This is a genomic window from Chitinophaga niabensis (genome assembly GCF_039545795.1).
In the GTDB taxonomy this organism is placed as follows: Bacteria; Bacteroidota; Bacteroidia; order Chitinophagales; family Chitinophagaceae; genus Chitinophaga; species Chitinophaga niabensis_B.
Window position 1 is genome coordinate 4,537,875 of the sequence record NZ_CP154260.1, and the last position, 19,048, is coordinate 4,556,922.

The window sequence follows — 19,048 nt, forward strand, 5'->3', positions numbered from 1 at the left end:
TCATTAAAAAAGCGAAGATGAAACTTATAAATATACTAGGACTGATGGTGTTGACAGGATTATTTGCCTGTAACAAAGAACTGGATAAATTACGCCCGCATAACGTCACATATGAGGACCAGCAGTTCTCCTCCCCCACTGGTTTTACAAAAGCAATATGGGGGGTGTATGCATCCGTAGCAGGCAGTGCTATTAGCAGTTCTTTCAACTATAACGACCTGCAGCTTTATCTTTCCGAAGCACATGGCAATACACTCAAAGCCCTCGATGCAACAGTCAACAAGAATACAGACGCTTTCAACTACCTCAATTCAGCCGAGAAAGATCTCTCCTATTCTTACGATTACTGGAGGGGAAGTTACAACATCATCCTCCTGATCAACAAGATCCTGGCGAATGTAAAAGATGGTGAAACCAATCCGGAGATCTTACAGGCAAAAGGCGAAGCCCTTTTCCTGCGGGCATATGTTTACTTCAACCTGGTTCGCCTGTATGGGAAACCTTATTACCAGGATGCAGCAGCAAGCCCCGGTGTAATGCTGATCATTACAGACAATAACGGGCTTGGTTTTGCACCACCGCGTGCTACTGTAAAAGAAGTGTATGAACAGGTTACAAAAGACCTTTTGGCTGCCATCCCGCTCCTCACGCAGCCCCGGACCAACAGCTTCGCAGGAAAGTATCCTGCCTATGCTTTACTCTCCAGGGTGTATCTGTATATGGGCGGCACCTTTACCCAACCGGATAATGCAGCCAATGCCATAGCAAAGGAATATGCTGATTCCGTTATCCTTAATGGCGGATACACTTTATTGCAGGGAGCTGCGTATACCAGTTACTACAGTACAGACAACCCGGGCAATAAGGAAGATATTTTTGCAGTGAATACCCAATACAAAAATGGATTGATCAGCAATCTGTATGCGATGCCTTCGCAGATCAACTATTCCGGAGGCCTTTACCGCCCTTCTCCTGATCTGCTGGGTCAGCTGAGAACACAGGACCTGCGCAGCAAATTCTATGTAAAGAATGTAACACCGGGTAATCCAAATGATTCATTGGCAAGTGTAAAATATATGATGGGTTATGTATCCTTGTACAGCCCTTCTCCTGCAAGGTATCTCCGCCTGGCAGAAATGTACCTGAATAAAGCAGAAGCAGCCGTGAAAGGAGGTGATAACAATACCGCACTGATCAGCCTGAATGCCATCCGCTCCCGTGCAGGGATTGGTGACACCACAGGTATCAGTGGAGAAGCACTCTTTAATGAAATAGTAAAACAACGGCGGCTGGAACTGGCTTTTGAAGGCCACGTGAGTTATGATTATTTCCGTAATGGCTTACCCATGGTACGTAATTACATTTCCAACAGCTCAGGTACTATGACCATCCAGGCAACAAATCCCAAAATACTATTACGGCTGCCTTCAGATGAAATTATCGGTAATCCTAATCTTAAACAGAACGAACAATGAGAAAAGCTATTGCTATCCTTGGATTAGCAGGATGTATCTACAATACGTCCATTGCCCAAACCACGAATGACCAGTTCACCCTGTCCGGGAAATTCTCAGGCACTGCAACTCCTTACATCTATCTCCGTTATAATAATGTGTTGGATAGTACTGTTATTAAAGATGGCCGCTTCTCCTTTAAGGGAACAGTAAGCGGACCAACCAATGCCTACCTCTATCGTAATCCTGTTACCTGGCGTAGTGAAGATCCTAATCTTTATTCTTTCTTCCTGGAACCAGGCGCACTTACTGCAGAGGTGAAAGAGCATGAGGTTAACAACAGCCGTATCAAAGGTTCCGTCACCCAGGCAGATATGGACGAATTAAAGAAGCAGAAAGCACCCATCCAGAAAGAATGGGAACCTTTTTTCAAAATGCTGGATTCTGTCAACAAGATAGACAACTTCAAGTTCCAGGAAGCTAAAAGCGGACTGAAGCCTTATTACGCAGCGATGGAGAAGATCGATTTCGCTTATATCGACAAACACCCGACTTCCTTCCTGAGCGCTCATTTACTTAGAGGATATCTCCATTCCATCAGCACAGAAAAGCTAACGGCATATTACAATCAGTTTCCCGAAAAGGTGAAAGCGACCGCCGGGAAAACCATCCATGAAGAATTGGAAAGAAGGAAGCTGGGTGTGGAAGGCACTGTTGCTGCTGATTTCTCCGCACCGGATATCAATGGCCAGCCATTAAAGCTCTCCGATTTCAAAGGAAAATATGTATTGATAGATTTCTGGGCAAGCTGGTGTTTACCCTGCCGCAAAGGGAATCCACACTTAAAGAAACTCTATGCTGCATACAAGGATAAAGGCCTTGAGATCATTGGCGTTTCTGATGACGACAGGAAACCAGATGCCTGGAAGAAAGCAGTAGAACAAGATGGGATCAGTATGTGGAAACACGTCTTACGGGGTCTGGATATGGAGAAGTTAAGAGCCGGCATTTATAATGAAAGAGATATTTCCAAAAAGTACGGCATCTATTCCCTCCCTACTAAAATACTGATCGATCCACAGGGTAAAGTGATTGCCCGATATGAAGGAGATGATAAGGATGAAGCCAAAATGGATGAAAAATTTAAAGCAGTATTTGGTCAATAAATTATGTAACATGAAAAACACATGGTTATCATTAGCGTTGCTATTATCAGGCACAACGTTGTTTGCACAATCCAACACCACACTGGAAGGTAAACTTCCTGATCTCAAAGAAGGAACACCCGTTTACCTTTCAAAAATGAGTTCTTCCGGCAAACCTGATTCAGTAATTGCAGGTTCCGGCAATTTCCGTTTCAGCCTCAACCTGGAAGAAGGAGATATATATCTGCTCAGGATCGGAAAAGACAGGAACGCAGCAGGATATCTTACTTTCTTCTACCTGGAACCAGGCAGTTTAAAAGTTACCGCTAAAGGCCCGTTATTAACGGATGCGGTATACAGCGGCAGTAACTACGCCAACGATCTGAACAGTCTTAGCAAAGCAGCTAAAACCGAACCAGCTTTTATTGAAGCCAGTGCGCTGGGGAAAGAAATGAACGAGGCTTACAGGGTAAAGGATACTATTAAGCTGAAAGCATTAGAGAAGAAATACGCTCTTGTAGATTCGGTAAAAAATATCTATTACAGGAACTGGGTAAAAGAACATCCTGCTTCTCCTGTAAGTGCCATGGTACTATCTTTCTATCTGCGGGAGAAGGATATGAATGTATTGCAACAGCAACTCAATACCTTAAAACCTGTTGCCAAGAAGAACGCACTGGGTAAAAAAATGCAGCATAGCATAGATGCAGCTAAAGCAACCGCCATCGGCAAACCAGCCCCTGAGTTCACACAGAATGATACGCTTGGCAGGCCGGTTTCCTTAAAAGACTTCAAAGGAAAATACCTGCTGATTGACTTCTGGGCAAGCTGGTGTGTACCCTGCCGCCAGGAAAACCCGGCTGTTGTAAAAGCTTTCAATGCTTATAAGGATAAAAACTTCACCATCCTGAGCGTATCACTGGATCAACCCGGTGCAAAAGAGAAATGGCTGAAAGCTATCCATGATGACGGGCTTGCCTGGACGCATGTATCTGATCTGAACTGGTGGGATAATGCGGTTTCCCGGCAATATGATATCCGGTCTATCCCGGCGAATTATCTGCTGGGACCTGATGGTGTGATACTGGCAAAGAACCTGAGAGGTGAGGAATTAGAGAAGAAACTGGAAGAAGTACTAAAGTGATTGACCCCCTGTAAAACAAAAGAAAATTCCCTCACCCAGGAATGGGTGAGGGATTCTTTTTGATTATATTTAAAGTGATGCTAAACCTACTATTTATTTCATGAATACCTTACGGATCGCTTTATTCCAGGCATCCAGCAAATAGATATTCCCATCTTTGTCAAATGCCATATCTACAGCGGGGCGCATTTTAGCTTCTGAAAAACTGCCATCTGCAAAACCGGATTCCAGTTTAAAGATTGTGCTTACCTGACCGTTTACATAATCCACACTCCTGAGTGCAAAGTTATTGGCATCCAGGATCGTTAAGGTACCATCTGGTGCAGCATACAGTGCAGTCGGGCCATATGAGATCTGTGCTGTTTGCAGCGGACCATCCTGATAACCGGGAGCAAAGAACCAGGTATTCTGCGCACCACCGGGCTGAAATCTTATGATCGTAGACTCATACATATCTAAACCCATAAATATATTCCCCGATGCATCCACTGCAGGACGGCAGGCATCGTTGCCACCTCTTGTTACCACTCTTTCCGAAGCTCCACCGGGATATAGTTTCATCATGCCTGAATAACTCTGGGTAAAATAGAAGTTGCCTTTATTGTCCATGGTCATATTGCCTGCTGCCACACCAGTTAACTCCAACATCGTAGTAACCACTGCTGCAGGTGTTATTTTCCTGATGAACAGATAGTCTGTTATCACTAAATTATCCTGTGCATCTATCACCAATGCCCTGATACTGAAAAACCTTGCATCTGTGCCTGTACCATTTACATTCATTCCGGTTTCCGTAGTACTGCCTGCAAAAAGAGATACCTGTCCATCAGGCGTTACTTTCTGCACATACGTACCCTGCGTAACATAAACATTCCCCTTCGAGTCTACAGCTATTGATTTCAGATTAGTGGGCAAAGTATTGTCAAGCGGTCCACCTGCCAGGGTCATCACTCCTGCACGTTTGAATGGCTGAGCACTCTCTGCTGTCTGTCCATTACGTGAAATCCTTACAAGTCCGGTGCTTAAGCCAACAGGTGCATCCAGCACAATTTCAGTACCTTCAGCATTCACACTGGAAACAGTTGCTGCTACACCATTAAAGGTGACAATATTTTCAGTTGCCACGGCACTAAAACCAGTACCTGTAATAGTTATCTGAGAACCTGCCAGACCATTATCAGGCGTCATTTTACTGATACCCAGCGTCTGGTCTTTAAACAATGGTCCTTCCACTACCTGGTCATTTACAGAAAGTTTAACCTTGCCATCACCGGTACCTCCCGGGATGGCAAGTGTGATAGCATTGGCAGTGGCTGCTGTTACAGGAACTACTACATTATTGATGGTGACTACGTTTTCATCGGCTACCTCGCTGAAATAAAGACCGGAGATAGTCATCACCTGGCCCTTTGGTCCGCTTAAGGGGCTAACGGTTTTAATTACCGGAAGTGGTACAAGTTTAAACTCCGGGCCTATGATCTTTTGGCCGTTAATTGATACAGAAAGCGGGCCGGTCTTAAATTCATCCGGTGCCCTTACCGTCAGCTGCGTTTCCGTAGCCTCTTCCACTACTGCGATCTGTCCGTTAAAGTCTACAACATTACCTGCTATTGCCGGATCAAATCCTTCACCTTTGATAACCACACGCGTTCCTTTGCCACCCGTCAGCGGTTTAACAGATACGATCTCCTGGTAAAGGAAATCCTGCCCGGTAGATTCCATACCATCTACCTTTACTTTGATGGGACCACGGCCTGCTTTCTCCGGCACTTCTATCACGAGCAAGGTATCTCCTGCACTCACAACATTTGCCATTTTACCATTCATTGTTACTTCTGCCGGTGCTTTAAGACTGCCAAACCCTTTACCGTTGATGCGGATATGAGATCCTGCAGGTCCGTTAGCCGGAGAGATACTGCTTATACTCAGGGTCTGATAAGTAAAGTTCCCTACCTGTGCAGGCGATGTACCAACAGTAAGTGCAATAACACCTGTACTACCTTCCTCCGGAACACGCACCACCAGTTTATGCTGCTGTGCATCTACAATAGTTGCTTCCTTGCCGGAGAAAGTTACCTTTATGCCGGATGCATCTTTACCGAAACCTGTTCCTTCAATAGTGACCAGTGTACCTCCTTTCCCGCTATTCGGATAATAACTTTCCACTTTAGGCGGTACCTGTTGTATGTCCTCTTTCTTTTTACAAGCCTGTACCAGAAAGAGGCTGACTAAAAGGGTATAAATAATTATTTTCTTCATCAGTTGATGTTTATCATGTTAAAAAGAGTATCGCAATCCTAACTGCACCTGGCTCCTTGAACCGAAATAATCTATAGCATATGGTTTGCCCGGTTGGGAAAATGTATAGACAGGAATGTTCTCCTTACCTTGCTGGGGAGGATATAAAGTAGGCACCATTCCCACGCTGGCCGTAGAATTAAAGGTGTTGGGAGAAAAATATTGTATACCCCAGTTGCTGCTGATCAGGTTTGTAAGATTGATCACATCAATTGAAAAAGTGATGTAGTTGGTTTTCAGCTTCGCGAAATGGAACTCCTGGGCAAAGTGCAGATCTGCCTGCACATTCCAGGGAGTTCTGCCCATATTGCGTTCTGTGAAATTGCCTCTTCTGCTGCTGAGATAAGCATTCCCGTCAATGAATTTATTGAAAGCATCCGCCTGTTCCGCCGTGGTAAAGAAATCAACCGCTTCCTCCCTGGCAGGAATATAGGCAAGGCTTACCTGTTGTGGCAAACCTTGCACACTGTTATTTACAATTCCATAGGTAAAGGGACTGCCGGACTGGGCACTGACGAATAAATTAAGAGAACTGATCCAGCTATCGCTCCATGCTTTTTTGTAATCCAGGTTGAACACCATTCTGTGACGGATATCAAAGTTTGAATAGGCCAAACCCGCATCATTAGGGCTCAATGCCTGGTTCAGCTGCCAGTTGGATTCCATAGAGTTGCGCACACCATTGAACACATCTTTGCTTTGTCCATAAGTATAGGCAGCAGAAGCTGAAAGGCCAAAGGGAAATACTTTACTGATGGTACCAGTAACGCTATAGCGGAAACCTTTGTTGGTATTGCTCAGCAGGTAAGCATTTGAAAAAGCAGGATTCACTGTGCCGGAATAAACAGGCTGCTGTTTATGAATATCGTAAGCATGGTAAACAGGATTATCGGTAATATTCACCTGCTGAAAAAACACGTCTTTCAGGGTTTTGGTGATCATTCCTTCCACACCTAATTTCCATTGATCAGCAGTAATGTGATCAAGGGCTATGCTGGCGCGGAGCACCTTAGGTGCGGTAAAATTATTATCAATAAGGTCTACCTGTGTTTTACCGGCACGGGGATTATTGATCACCACACCATTCTGCTGCACAAAATCCGCGATGCCATTATTCCCTGGTTTTGCAGCATCCGTACCCGGCGTAAATGGCTTTTGCTCTGCCCGCTGATCAAATGAACCATAACTGAGACCATTGTTATAATAAGCATAGGCCAGCCATGCAAATGGTATCCTGCCGGTAAAGATCCCGGCACCACCACGAAGTATCAGCGACTGATCTCCTTTTATATCATAACGGATCCCTATCCTTGGTGAGATCTGTACCTTGTTAAAATAGTTATTGGTGATACGGCTTAACGGAGTATAGTAGTAAGAAGTACCAAAATTCGGATCAGCCGGGGAATTAGCTACTTTATCCGTCAGTTCCGGTTTCTGTGGCAGATGTGTATAGTCTGCACGAAGCCCTGGTGTTATCTTCAGTTTCTCCGTAACCTGGATCTCATCCTGTGCGTATATGCTGTAAAGATTAACGTTGAACACAGCTGCAGGATTAGCCAATATATAATCACGGGAGTTATTGATGTAGTTATAACTTCCTCTTACCCGGTATGGGCGGTTCTGAAGATAATCGTCAAGGTTGAGGTAATCTATCCTCCCATTCCAGCTGTTCACAAACCCATAATTAATCTTATACAACTCATTATGTGTTCCAAAAAGGAAGGTATGTTTTCCTTTGCTCCACGTCAGGTTGTTGCTGATCTCCAGCGTTTGCTGTTTCATGTTGAAAATGGAGGCTTCCCTGTCCGTACCAATGTAGATAGTAGTTCCGGGAGAACGGCCCATGATCTGTACCTGTGGAAGATTGGGATCACTGAGAGGATCTCTGCTGTCTTTCACGGTAGTGTAGCCGATCACAAGACTATTGGATAAAGTATTGCTAAAACGGCTTTTCAATTCCGCCACGGTACTGATCTGATCATTTTTCTGATCAAATGCCATGCTGCTAAACCGGAAATCCTGCTGGTCCCGGTCCATATGTACAGCTTTTGAAAAAATGGTATTATTTCTGACAGAGAGCTGGTGTTTGGAATTAATGTTCCAGTCAATACGGTTAAAAAACTTATCAGAGCGGGAAGAAGTATTAAATGCATCAGCGGTGCCCGGATCAAATCCAGTATAACGGGCTTTTGTGGCATTGATAATAGCAGTTGCATCTTCTGTGCTAAGGATATTGGCGGTTTCAGGCATGCCTGCTTTCAGCAATACCGGATCCGTTCTGCGCGTGATCTCCATATTGGTGAAAAAGAACAGCTTGTTTTTAATAATAGGGAAACCAAGGCGAAAACCTGCCTGATAGTCTTCAAAACTATCCGGCATTTTACCGGAGGAACCGGTTTTATCTTTAGCAATCAATGTAGCATTCCTTCCGAAACCATAGATAGATCCGCTGAATTTATTGGTACCACTGCGGGTTACAGCGTTTACACTGCCCCCTGTAAAATTCCCGATCTTCACATTATACGGTGCGAGATATACCTGTATATCTTCAATAGCATCCAGTGAAACAGGATTGGTGCGGGTACTGCTGCCTGGTTGGCCGGAAGTACCACTTTGACCTCCCATAGAAGGACTGAAGCCAATTGCATCATTGTTGATGGCACCATCGATGGTAACGTTATTATAGCGGAAGCTGCTACCTCCAAAACTATTATCCTTACTTCCCTGCGGCACCAGCCTTGTCATATCCTGGATACTTCTGCTGATAGTAGGCATATTCCTGATCTGCGTGCTGCCGATATTTTGGCCTGCGCCATAAGTATTGGCATTGGGAGATTTGCGCCGGGCACCGGAAACCACTACTTCGCTGAGCTGTTCTGCCCCATTTTTCATCACAATATTCAGCAATAAAGGTTCCCCCAGTTTAACAGCGATATCGCTGAATTGCTGTGTTACTTTGCTGACCATGGTTACTGTAATGCTATATGGTCCGCCCGGCCGCATGCCTGGCAGGCGATAACGCCCGTCTTTACCAGTAGTGGCAGGATAAGGTGTACCGGAAGGGATGTGTACTGCAATGATAGAAGCCCCATCCAGCGGTTCGCCCTTTTCATCCGTGATCTTTCCTGTGATGCCACCGCTTGTTTCCTGTGCATTTGCCGTAGCAGAGCATACAAGCAGGAACATCATCAGGAGGTATTGTTTAATTTTCATTTTGTAATAGTTAAATGATGTCATTGCGTTACCTTCAAAACACTGTTGATCGTGTGTAATACGCCATTACCGGTGATCCTGTCTTGCTGCACGGTTTGTACCGATACACCTCCATTACCTGTTCCCAGTAATGTAATGCCTTCGTATCCACCCGGCGCAGAACTGTTAGGGATCAGCGTGATCTTCACCGTGTTATTATCTAACATAGTCTGTGTACTTGTGGCTGTGCTGCCTGTGCTTAACACATAGTCATTCAGAAATCTTCTGTCTGCCGCAATATGGTATTTCACAAGCGTGGCTATTACAACAGGATCTGTACTATTGATTGTTTCAAGTGTGGCATATCCGGCTGCTGTCATGGCAGCATTCACCGGTGCAAAAATGGTATAAGGCCCTTTACCACGCAATTGATCTGCCAATCCCGCGCGCTGTATGGCCTGGTAAAAGAGGCTCAGGTCGCGATCAGCAGCTATAGCATCAATGATATTATCAAAGCGGTAAGGTTGCAGCAAACGGTCTATCACTTCAATGATACCGTTAGAAGCATGCATACTTTCTGATAATATCCGGCTACCATTTACGGTGATGATGGTATCTCCTTCTTTTATCCATCTTGTCACATATAATTTTCCTCCACCGTAAGAACTGATCTCCTGGTTAAAGAGGAAGGGCAATTTATCCAACTCATAAGCGCCTTCCAGGATATGATAACCTGTGAGGCGGATGATCTCTGCCTGACTCGTAATAGTTACACCAGTAGGGCCATTAAAACCGGCAGCTATGAATGCAGCATCAGAGGGAACCAGCACTGTATAAGGGCCGGCAGCTGATACTACTGTACGTAGATTACTACGGTCAAGGGCTGCACGGAAAGATGTAAGATTGAAGTTATCTGCTACTACAGATGGAATGATATTATTGTCTCTCACTTTCACATTCTCCTTTTTGCTGCAACTGAATAGCAAGCAAAAGCACAGGGAGAATATCAGGAGATATCCATGTTTGTAATTCATATCATTTGATATTTTAGAAGCTGATGCTCCCTTTAGAAAACAAAGTTTTTAGGTATGATCAACCGGTCTACCACATGTATAGGGCCTTGCATGGCTTGAATATCCCCTTCGATCACCGTGGCTTTCTCATACTGACTGTCCTTATACTTTACCTGTACCCGGCCATTCGCATCTTTTGAAAATTCAAGCGGTGTTGTTCCTGTGACAGGGGAAAAAATACCTCCGGACTGGATATCATGAAATTTCAGTTTTTCCGGTGTAAGGTCGTTTGAATAGAAGACAGGCGGCACATCCACACGCATTAGCTGCCCCTGCATTCCCCATACATGCATACTCAGCAGGGAATCTGTTGTCATACGTCCTTGCAGTACATAATCGATGTATGCCGGTTTAGAGCGGGAGGCCAGTTCTCTGATATCCTCCGGTGTAAACAGGCCCTCCTTTTTAAAGGCATCGTCCGTAGGAGCAAACAGTGAGAACCTGCTCAGCATGCCTGGTGTATATTTGGGGCAGAAACAATCCCAGTCAATTTCAGCCTTCCGGCAATCCAGGCCAGGCAGGAACAGGTAATCCATCATGCTGAATACGTCCAGGCCATCTACAGCAGAATACAGGCTATCATTTATACGTAGTGCTTCAAGGTATAATCCAAACCGCCCGTCTGCCTGCAGGATCTCCAATATTGTTTTCCCGGGCTGCACCTGCACTTTATTGATCGGCCAGATAACTCCGTTCTTTGCCATCAAAGGTTTAGCTGTGCCAGCTCCTTTGCCGTTAACAAGCAGCTCTCCTTCTCTTGTAATACCAATATACTGCCTGTATTCAGAGGGTAACGGATAGGGAACCGCATTCCCCGGGCCATTTAATTGTTCTGTAAAACGCGGGTTTGTTAGCAGGCTTATCCTGCCCACATTACCTATCTGCTCCCGGATAGCTGTGGAATCCAGCATACCATTGAGCGTATGGTACATCAACAGGGTATCCAGATCTTCCTGTGCAGCATTGTTGATGCTGTTCTCATTCCATCCTGCTGCTTTCATGGCTGCATCATCCGGTACCAATAGAGTATAAGAGGCCTTTGCGCCTTTCAGTGCAAGGATGCTGTTCATATTGCTTTTGTTCCAGGCTTGTTTGAAAAGCTGGTAATTAGTTCCGTTCAGCAATTCCTGCAATGCTGTGGTCACCTCTTCATAAGGTATTTTTCCTCCTTCCGGTACCGGCATAAATTCTTCCTTCTTGCAGGAAGCTGCCAGCACGAGCAAAGCGAGTGATAATATCTTTATAGCTTTCATGTTGTTATTTTTTTGCTTCTTCCGGCATTACAGCCAAACCTGTAAGCGGCTGAATAAGCCCGTTATCTGTGAGGTTATCTGAAAATGAGGCATACTCCTTGCCTGCTACTAACTTCAACTGCATAAATGGATAATCTTTCTTGCTGCGAAGTTGAAAGCTGTACCTGGTCGGAAAAGTCTGATCTCCGCCGATGTTCAGGTAATAACTATCTCCGTAAACAGGTGCATCCAGACCATATTCTGCATTATTGGACCTGAAAACCTTGAAGTCGGAAATAAAAATATTCCGCTGCCGCTGGATGTAAACCCCAAACAACCTGTTGCCGATATAACGGGAAGTATCCATTTGTGTTAATCGTTCCAGGGTCATTCCATCTGCTGCAAAGGCATCGTTATCCGGTGCAAAAATGGTGAACGGCCCATCCTGCAGCAGCTGGTCCCAAAAGCCATACTTCTTAAATGCGGCCACCAGCAAGCTATATTCCTTGTGCTTTTCCAGCCAGTCCCGCACAGTCCCCTTTTCATATTTCATTACTTTGCCCAGTACATGCAGCGTACCATTGGTGATCACCACATCCCGCACCTCCACGATGGAACCATTGAAATAATAATAGCCCACATAGTAATTCTCATGGGAGACATATAACTGCCGGCCTTCAGCCAGGGTAGTATATCTCACATCTACACCCATAACCGGTATATCTGATGTCAGTAATTTTCTGTTCAGTATATGATACCTTACCATTAACCGCAAGCTATCTTTGTTCATTTTATCAAAGTCTGCAGGGCGTTGAATTCCCAGTTCATGAAATGCAGCATTATTAGGAGCCAGTATGGTGAAAGGCCCCGGACCACTCAGCTCTTCCATCATGCCTGCCTTTTCCACGGCGGCGGCAAACAGGGAAAGGTCGTAGTTATTCTTCAGGAAGTCTGCTCCGGGGCGGTACCTGATATTTTCCTCGTACACTTCCAGCTGCTCATGCTTGCAGGAAGCCAGTACGGGTAAAACCACCAGCAGCAGTCTGAATAAAAAAGTATGATTCGTTCTCATCCTTAATTTTCTTTTGTAATAAAATCAATATACCGGTGGTGGATATTTCCGCTGAACGGTAGTTAAATACGCATAGCCGTTCACGAACTCAATCGTATTTATCGTAGCGAATGAACGGGGATTGTGCGTGCCGGAATGAACATTGACGATCATGTTAGGCAGCATGAAAGCAGACTCTTCCCTGGCCGGCTTTTGGGTTCCATTGCTGTAGCAGGAAATGACACCATAGTTGCAATGCGTATCATCTGCATTGTCATTATAAGGCATATTGGTAGGATGCATGCCTGGCGCTAATATGTTAAAGCGCTGCCAGATGTCTGTAGAGATCCCGTCTGAAGCAGGATCCGCAAATAGTGGAATGCTATAATACCGTGTGACCTCACCTGTTCCCGTGTTCCTGCGTATCGTGGTCATGTAATTGAACAGGTACCCGGGAACCGCTGTACCAAGTGTTTGCCCTTTAAAAAGAGAGCTCCATACGTTCATCTCATCCTTAATACCATATTGCAGCATATTCTTTAACGGCTGTTCCTTTTTCAAACTTTTGTCCGCCTGCCAGAAACCATCTGAGCTGTAGTTATAGAAATTAACGTACAGCAGGGAATCTGAAAGCGGCAGTTTATGAAAGTTCTCCTGGCGCAGTAATATGCCATTCTCCTTTGTGGTAAAATCCTTCTGAAGGATATGCATGGTATATACTTCACCGGCATCCAACTGAATGGTTGTATCCAGCAGCACCTTTTTCTTTAGTGACGTTTCCAGGTTAAAGAAAGGAATACTGTTTGTTGGCCTGTACAGGAAGAGGTATCTGTGTTTTCCCGAGGCCACCTGCGCCCAGCTGGAAAGATCAAACCCATTTAAAACAGGTCCAACAAGTACATTTTCCTTACCTGGATATTCAGGATTATTTACAGAAGTACTGCTACCTATATGAGAAGGATAGGGTGGTGCATAGAAAGCCCGCTGATCCAGAAAGTCTCCTATAACGGCAGCTCCTATCGGCATACCATCCTTATCCAGCACCGGATCTATGAGCATAGTCAGAAAAGGACGCTGTTCATCCTTATTGGCCAATCCTATTGAGTAGTTGAGGTTATTAAATACCCGGAGGTAAGCAGGTTCATCTATTTTAGTATATTCTACTTTACTACATGCAGTCATGCCAAACAGTAATATGGCCAACGCAATGCAGTGTATGAATTTCATGCGCATATTCGTTATTTGATATGTTTTACGATGATCATCTTCGCTTTTTGCTCTGCCGGTACAGCAGCACCATATCTGCCGATCAGCGCAATGGTATAAATACCAGGTTCATGTTCAGGCAGAGGCCCTCTTACATACAATTCTTTCCGGGCTATCAGGTCTGTACTTTTTACAACCGGTATATCAGATAACCATTTTCCGGGAACGATGCCCGGGGCAGACTGATAAAGCATAACCTGGTAAGCTGCACTGCTCTGCTGTATAGCAACGTAGGGATGTCCCATGACAGGAATCACGCCGGATTGAATATTCTCAGATATGCCGGAGTAGAATGACTGTCCGTTATTCAGTGTAAATGTGGCATAAGGGATCTCTGCACAGAAATTCAGAAAACGGATATCAAAAGGATAACTCCTGCTCCCGTTTGCATAAGCTCCATCCTGCCCATCTGCTCCAGGGTATTGGATAGTACCGGACAAATTATTGGCTACAACAGAAAGTACTGCCTTCCCTGATCCATCCCGGTACAGCCACGTTGTATAGTTCTGCCCCGCTATAAGTGGTACTTCTTTTTCTGCCAGCAATGTGCCGGATGCATCCTGCGCACGGAAACGCACATTTTCTGCGATCAGCCTTTCGTAACCGCCAGCTGTTGCATAATTTAACGGACCTCCTAATACCTTACCATTAGCTGTAATGGAAACAGTTCCAGTACCGGGTAATGCATTCACTCCCTGCACACGGGTATAGGTGCTATTCAGCGGTTCGCTGATATCACTTATTACCTGGAAGCCATTTTGATCCATGGATACTTCTTCACCGGGATTACCATTATAATAAGGAGTCGGGAAAAGCTGCGGTGATACCACGATCGTATAGATGCCACCGGGCTGATAAGTGCGTATAGGCGCATACGTAAGGTTTATACTAACCGTATGCGGTCTTCCGGTTGCACCTTTAACCAGTGTGGAAGTAGCTGGGTCAACGAGCTCAACACCCTCTGTACGGGAACCGCCGTAGCCGGTTACCTGTATACCTGCGGGTGTAAGTAATTTAAACTGGTAGGCGCCGTAAGGTAATTCAATGTATTCAGACCAGGTTCCGGGCGCAATAGCGCTGGTGGCCGAACTTACAGCTGTACCATCTGCCCATGCCAGTGTAAGCGGAAACGCCACATCTTCTACATCCTGAAATTGCGTACTAACCTTTGCAGCCATATTCACCACACGGATCTTAAAATGATCCGGGCGGGATGGTGCCGTTACATCCCTCGGAATAGCCATTAGGCTGGGTGGGGCATCTATTATATTGGGCTCATCCGTTCCCCTCAGCAGGTAATAATCCATGGGTTTATTGTACTCCTCCAGGATGGAAAATTCCAGCTGGCGGTGAAACGACTGTTGGCTGACGTTCTCCGTTTTAATTAAAGCAGTGCCATCTCTTTTTATAAAAGTAGCCGGGACATACCATGTTCTGCCCAGTCTCCCATCCAATGTAAAATATTTGGTAGCAGGGTATTCGTATTGGTTGTACTGAGGGTCCGGAGGTATTATTTTGTAATTGGTAAGTGTATCGTTGTTTATTATTACCTGCTGATACCCGCCAACATTCACCAGCCTTACACCTGAATTTTTGTGTGCATCCGTCACCGCCCTGTTATCCTGCTCATGATCCACCTTCTCCTTTTTGCAGGAGAGCATAACGAGCAGCATCGCCAGTGATAATAGTTTCTGTTTCATCCGTAAATATTTTTAATTAAAACAGGTTCATTGTAAAGCCCATCATGATCTCACTGCCCTTCTTAAAACTCCTGTTCACATAACTGCCTCCATACCAGAGACCACCTGTGCCGGGATTGGCGTATACTGTTTCAATAGCGGGGTTCAGTACATTCTTGGCATATCCCTTAAACAGTATCCGTTTGGAAAGGCGTTGGGTGAAAACCAAATCCAGTACAGGAACCGGACGTGTGTACAGATCCGGTTCTCCCGTTAGGTTGATCTGTATCAGGCGTTCTCCCACCATGTTAAAAGTGGCGGTAAGGTCTGTACCGCTTTTCTTATTGGCATAGTTCATCCACAGGTTAACAGAATAAGGCGCCTGTTCAAACAGGGGGCTGTTTTCCGGCGTATGCCTATCCAGGGATTTATTGGCATCATACCGTGTCTTTGTTTTTTTAATATTGCTTTGCGCCAGCAGCAGGTTAGAGCCAAAGAAGAAATTGTTTAAAGGCGCCCATAATTTGCCCAGGTCTTTCACCACTTCCAGCTCTACGCCCCATACCGTACCGGTATTAGGATCGTTCTGGAATTGAATGGTAGGATACTCAGGATATTTTGCAGCAAGACCATCCGTTTTCAGGCTGAACACTTTCACCAGCTGGTTATTAATCCGTTTCCCGAAGAGCGATGCAGAAATAACTTCTCCGCTGGCAGGGAACCATTCCCATCTGAAATCAAGGTTCTCTGTATGCTGGTTCACCAGTTTGGGGTTACCCACAACCAGTCCCATCTGAAAAGCATCAAATTCAAATACATTCGTCAGCTCACGTAATTCAGGGCGTGCCAGTGTTGTATTATAAGCTAAGCGGAAATTCATATTCCCCTTCAGCGTATAAGTAAGATTGGCAGAGTAATAGGGTTTATATTCCGTTTTATAAACTGTATTAGGATCTATGAGCACTACAGGTACCGTATTACCATTCTCATCCTTTTTAGTCAGGGCCGGATCAAGGAATACATTAGAAGTATCTACGGCAGACTGTATATTGGTTTTCTCAAAACGAACGCCACCTGCTATGCGAAGGTTATCCCTCAATCTAAGATCAAGCATACCATACAGCGCATTCGTTTCAAAGAAACCGGTATAGTTATTGGGTGATTTCTGACTATTGTACAGGAATCCTCCGGTTCTGCCCACCCCTTCACCTGAACTGCCTGATGGCTCGCGGATACCTACTATCGCAGGGCTCACCAGTTTATCCAGGTTACCTTCAACATCATACAGGGTAAGTGCACCATAAGGTGTAAAGTTGGAACCTGGCAGAAAGAACATGTTCTCCCGGAAAGTACGGTCACGGTTCAGGTAGTTTACACCTGTTTTAAACTCCTGCCGCTGTCCCAATAAACGGAACGGAATAGTGAGATCGGCTTTGTAGTTGTAGTTCGTTTCATTCAGCTTTCTCCATCTGCGGCCATTAGGTTCCGCCTGGATAATACCATAAGTACCATAGCCATTCACATAACCTGAATTAAGCGCATAGAGATGATCTGTATAAACAAATGACTCTGAACCTCCCTGTTCGCTGGCTGGCCTTACATACCAGGCACCACCGCGAGGCTTGTAATCCGTGAGTGTAACAAAGCGGAAATCCGGATCATTCTGTGAAGAAGTAGAAGTAGCCAGGTTATAACTCAAACGTGGGGAATATTCTCCCGCGAGGAACTTATGTTCTCCCTGTAAATTATAGGTGTTAAGATTACGGCGTGTTTGTTTCAGGGAATAGATAGTACTGGCTACGGCGCCTGGTAAACCTGTATACTGGTACTCACCATACATATTCACAGCCTGCGCTTCACTTCCCCAACTGCCTAAATACTGGAAGCTGATCTCATGGCGGGGGCTGAACCTGTAGGTGATACCTCCCAGTGTGCCATAGTTCAGGGTTTCCGTACCTGTATTCTCCTTATAGGTTTGGTATTTACCCATATAGAGACTGTTTGGTGTGATGTAGTTTGGGATATTCCGCGGGCTGTACACCTGTGGGTTACCTGTGATCACACCCTGGTAAATACTATACTGTGTAAGATCTCCGCCATATACATCCGTTGAACGGCGATAGTAATTAGCACCCGCAACAATACCTATCTTATGGGATTTGAAAACATTAAAGCTATTTCCATAGGTAACAGAATACAATTGATTCAGCGATGCATTTTTGAAACGGGTGGTCAGCACCGGATCAAAACTATGCATGATATTGTTGATGCGGTTTGCTTCCTTACGCAGTACAGGATCTGCATTGCTGCTGGTGATCAGCCGTTGTATCTCAGCAAGACCGCCGGGATATTGATGGGAGAGATCGAGAAATTCATTGGAAAGGTTTTTATCATTCACTTTACCACCAAAGAAGCCGAGGTCACTGTTATAAAAACTGTTCACGCGGCCACCAATTCCTATATTGGAATTAAAGCCGGATTGAACAATCACTTCCAGTGTTCTTTTATCAGGAACCGATTTTGTTTTCAGTTCTATGATCCCTGCTGCTGCATCTGCCGGTTTATCTGGTGTAACCGTTTTATAGATGGTAATGTTATCCAGCAATGAAGCAGGAACAAGGTCCAGCGGAATGGAACTCCTGTCAGGATCTGAAGATGCAAGCCGCACACCATTCAATTGCCCTATCACGCTCCTGTCTCCCAGGCCGCGGATAGCTACATATTTTTCATCTGTAACCGTAACACCACTCACACGTTGTAATGCCTGTGTGGTAGTAATACTGGCTGTACGTTCAATTTGCTGTGCGGAAATAGCATCCTGCACAATAGATGCATTCTTCCGTTCCTGCAATACAGCTATTTCCGTATTCGCTTTTCTGCGTGCCTGAACGGTTACTTCTCCTAACTGGCGGCTGGATGCATTCAATATGATATTGAGATGCCCGGATGTTCCCGTTACTTTCACTTCCCGGGCCTCATACCCTAAAAATGTAAATACAAGGGTGGCGCCCGTTTCCGGAACACTGAGGCTGAAATAACCATTCGCATCTGTAGTAGCACCAACAGCCGATCCTTTGATCCTGATGGAAACACCTGGTATCGGCTCCTTTGTTTTACCATCTGTTACCCTGCCTGTAGTTTTTACCTGTACAGGTTTCCGGATGATCACCACATATCCGTTCAAAGAACGGTAAGAAAGCGGTGTGTTATTAAGGAGAAGAGATAAAGCATCCTTAACACTGATATCTTCACGGTAAAGGTTAATGCTTTTGGAAGCACCCGCTAATAACTCTTCCGGTAAAAGGAACCTGACCCCGGTTTGCTTTTCTATGGTAAGCAGGCTTTCTTTCAGCCCCGAATTTTCCAACCGCAGGTTCATTTTGAGCGTAAGGTCCTGGCCCTTCAGGTTATCTGCAAACAGCAGGCTTATGAAGGTTAGATGAACGATCAGCATAATAAATGAGCATCTCATCAGGAAGTAAATTTTGCATCTATGCTTGTTCACCGCATGCTT

At 45.1% G+C, this 19,048-nt stretch carries 11 protein-coding genes; 3 read left to right on the forward strand and 8 right to left on the reverse strand.

The features are described 5' to 3' along the window. The first annotated feature begins 17 nt into the window (after positions 1 to 17). From AAHN97_RS17930 to AAHN97_RS17940, 3 genes are read left to right on the forward strand one after another with little or no spacing between them, the layout of a single operon-like run. On the forward strand, positions 18 to 1,475 hold the full coding sequence (locus AAHN97_RS17930; RefSeq protein WP_343303440.1) for a RagB/SusD family nutrient uptake outer membrane protein: 1,458 nt from the start codon (positions 18 to 20) through the stop codon (positions 1,473 to 1,475). After that, positions 1,472 to 2,620, forward strand: a complete 1,149-nt coding sequence (locus AAHN97_RS17935; RefSeq protein WP_343303441.1) for a TlpA disulfide reductase family protein — start codon at positions 1,472 to 1,474, stop codon at positions 2,618 to 2,620. The genes AAHN97_RS17930 and AAHN97_RS17935 overlap by 4 nt, the downstream gene beginning before the upstream one ends. A gap of 10 nt (positions 2,621 to 2,630) precedes the next feature. Next, a complete protein-coding gene (locus tag AAHN97_RS17940; protein WP_343303442.1) occupies positions 2,631 to 3,743 on the forward strand; it encodes a TlpA disulfide reductase family protein in 1,113 nt (370 codons plus the stop codon). A gap of 93 nt (positions 3,744 to 3,836) precedes the next feature. Here the strand turns inward: AAHN97_RS17940 and AAHN97_RS17945 are convergent, their stop codons facing one another. Genes AAHN97_RS17945 through AAHN97_RS17980 form a run of 8 tightly spaced genes read right to left on the reverse strand, consistent with a single transcriptional unit; the run spans position 3,837 to position 19,006 of the window. Next, the gene (locus tag AAHN97_RS17945) at positions 3,837 to 6,002 is read right to left on the reverse strand and encodes an IPT/TIG domain-containing protein (protein ID WP_343303444.1); all 2,166 of its coding nucleotides are present in this window, start codon (positions 6,000 to 6,002) and stop codon (positions 3,837 to 3,839) included. Between the two features lie 18 nt (positions 6,003 to 6,020). Further along, positions 6,021 to 9,254 carry a TonB-dependent receptor gene (locus AAHN97_RS17950; RefSeq protein WP_343303445.1) on the reverse strand — a complete coding sequence of 1,078 codons (3,234 nt, stop codon included), beginning with the start codon at positions 9,252 to 9,254 and terminating at the stop codon, positions 6,021 to 6,023. 20 nt (positions 9,255 to 9,274) lie between these two features. Beyond that, on the reverse strand, positions 9,275 to 10,267 hold the full coding sequence (locus AAHN97_RS17955) for a fasciclin domain-containing protein (protein ID WP_343303446.1): 993 nt from the start codon (positions 10,265 to 10,267) through the stop codon (positions 9,275 to 9,277). A 32-nt stretch (positions 10,268 to 10,299) separates the two neighbouring features. Next, complete coding sequence (locus AAHN97_RS17960) at positions 10,300 to 11,559, reverse strand: fasciclin domain-containing protein (protein ID WP_343303447.1); 1,260 nt, start codon at positions 11,557 to 11,559, stop codon at positions 10,300 to 10,302. Positions 11,560 to 11,563: 4 nt separating this feature from the next. After that, complete coding sequence (locus AAHN97_RS17965) at positions 11,564 to 12,610, reverse strand: fasciclin domain-containing protein (RefSeq protein ID WP_343303448.1); 1,047 nt, start codon at positions 12,608 to 12,610, stop codon at positions 11,564 to 11,566. Between the two features lie 24 nt (positions 12,611 to 12,634). Next, complete coding sequence (locus AAHN97_RS17970; RefSeq protein WP_343303449.1) at positions 12,635 to 13,816, reverse strand: hypothetical protein; 1,182 nt, start codon at positions 13,814 to 13,816, stop codon at positions 12,635 to 12,637. An 11-nt stretch (positions 13,817 to 13,827) separates the two neighbouring features. Then, entirely contained in the window at positions 13,828 to 15,555 is a 1,728-nt protein-coding gene (locus AAHN97_RS17975) for a hypothetical protein (protein WP_343303450.1), read from the reverse strand. Between the two features lie 16 nt (positions 15,556 to 15,571). After that, positions 15,572 to 19,006 carry a TonB-dependent receptor gene (locus tag AAHN97_RS17980; protein ID WP_343303451.1) on the reverse strand — a complete coding sequence of 1,145 codons (3,435 nt, stop codon included), beginning with the start codon at positions 19,004 to 19,006 and terminating at the stop codon, positions 15,572 to 15,574. Positions 19,007 to 19,048 lie beyond the last annotated feature (42 nt).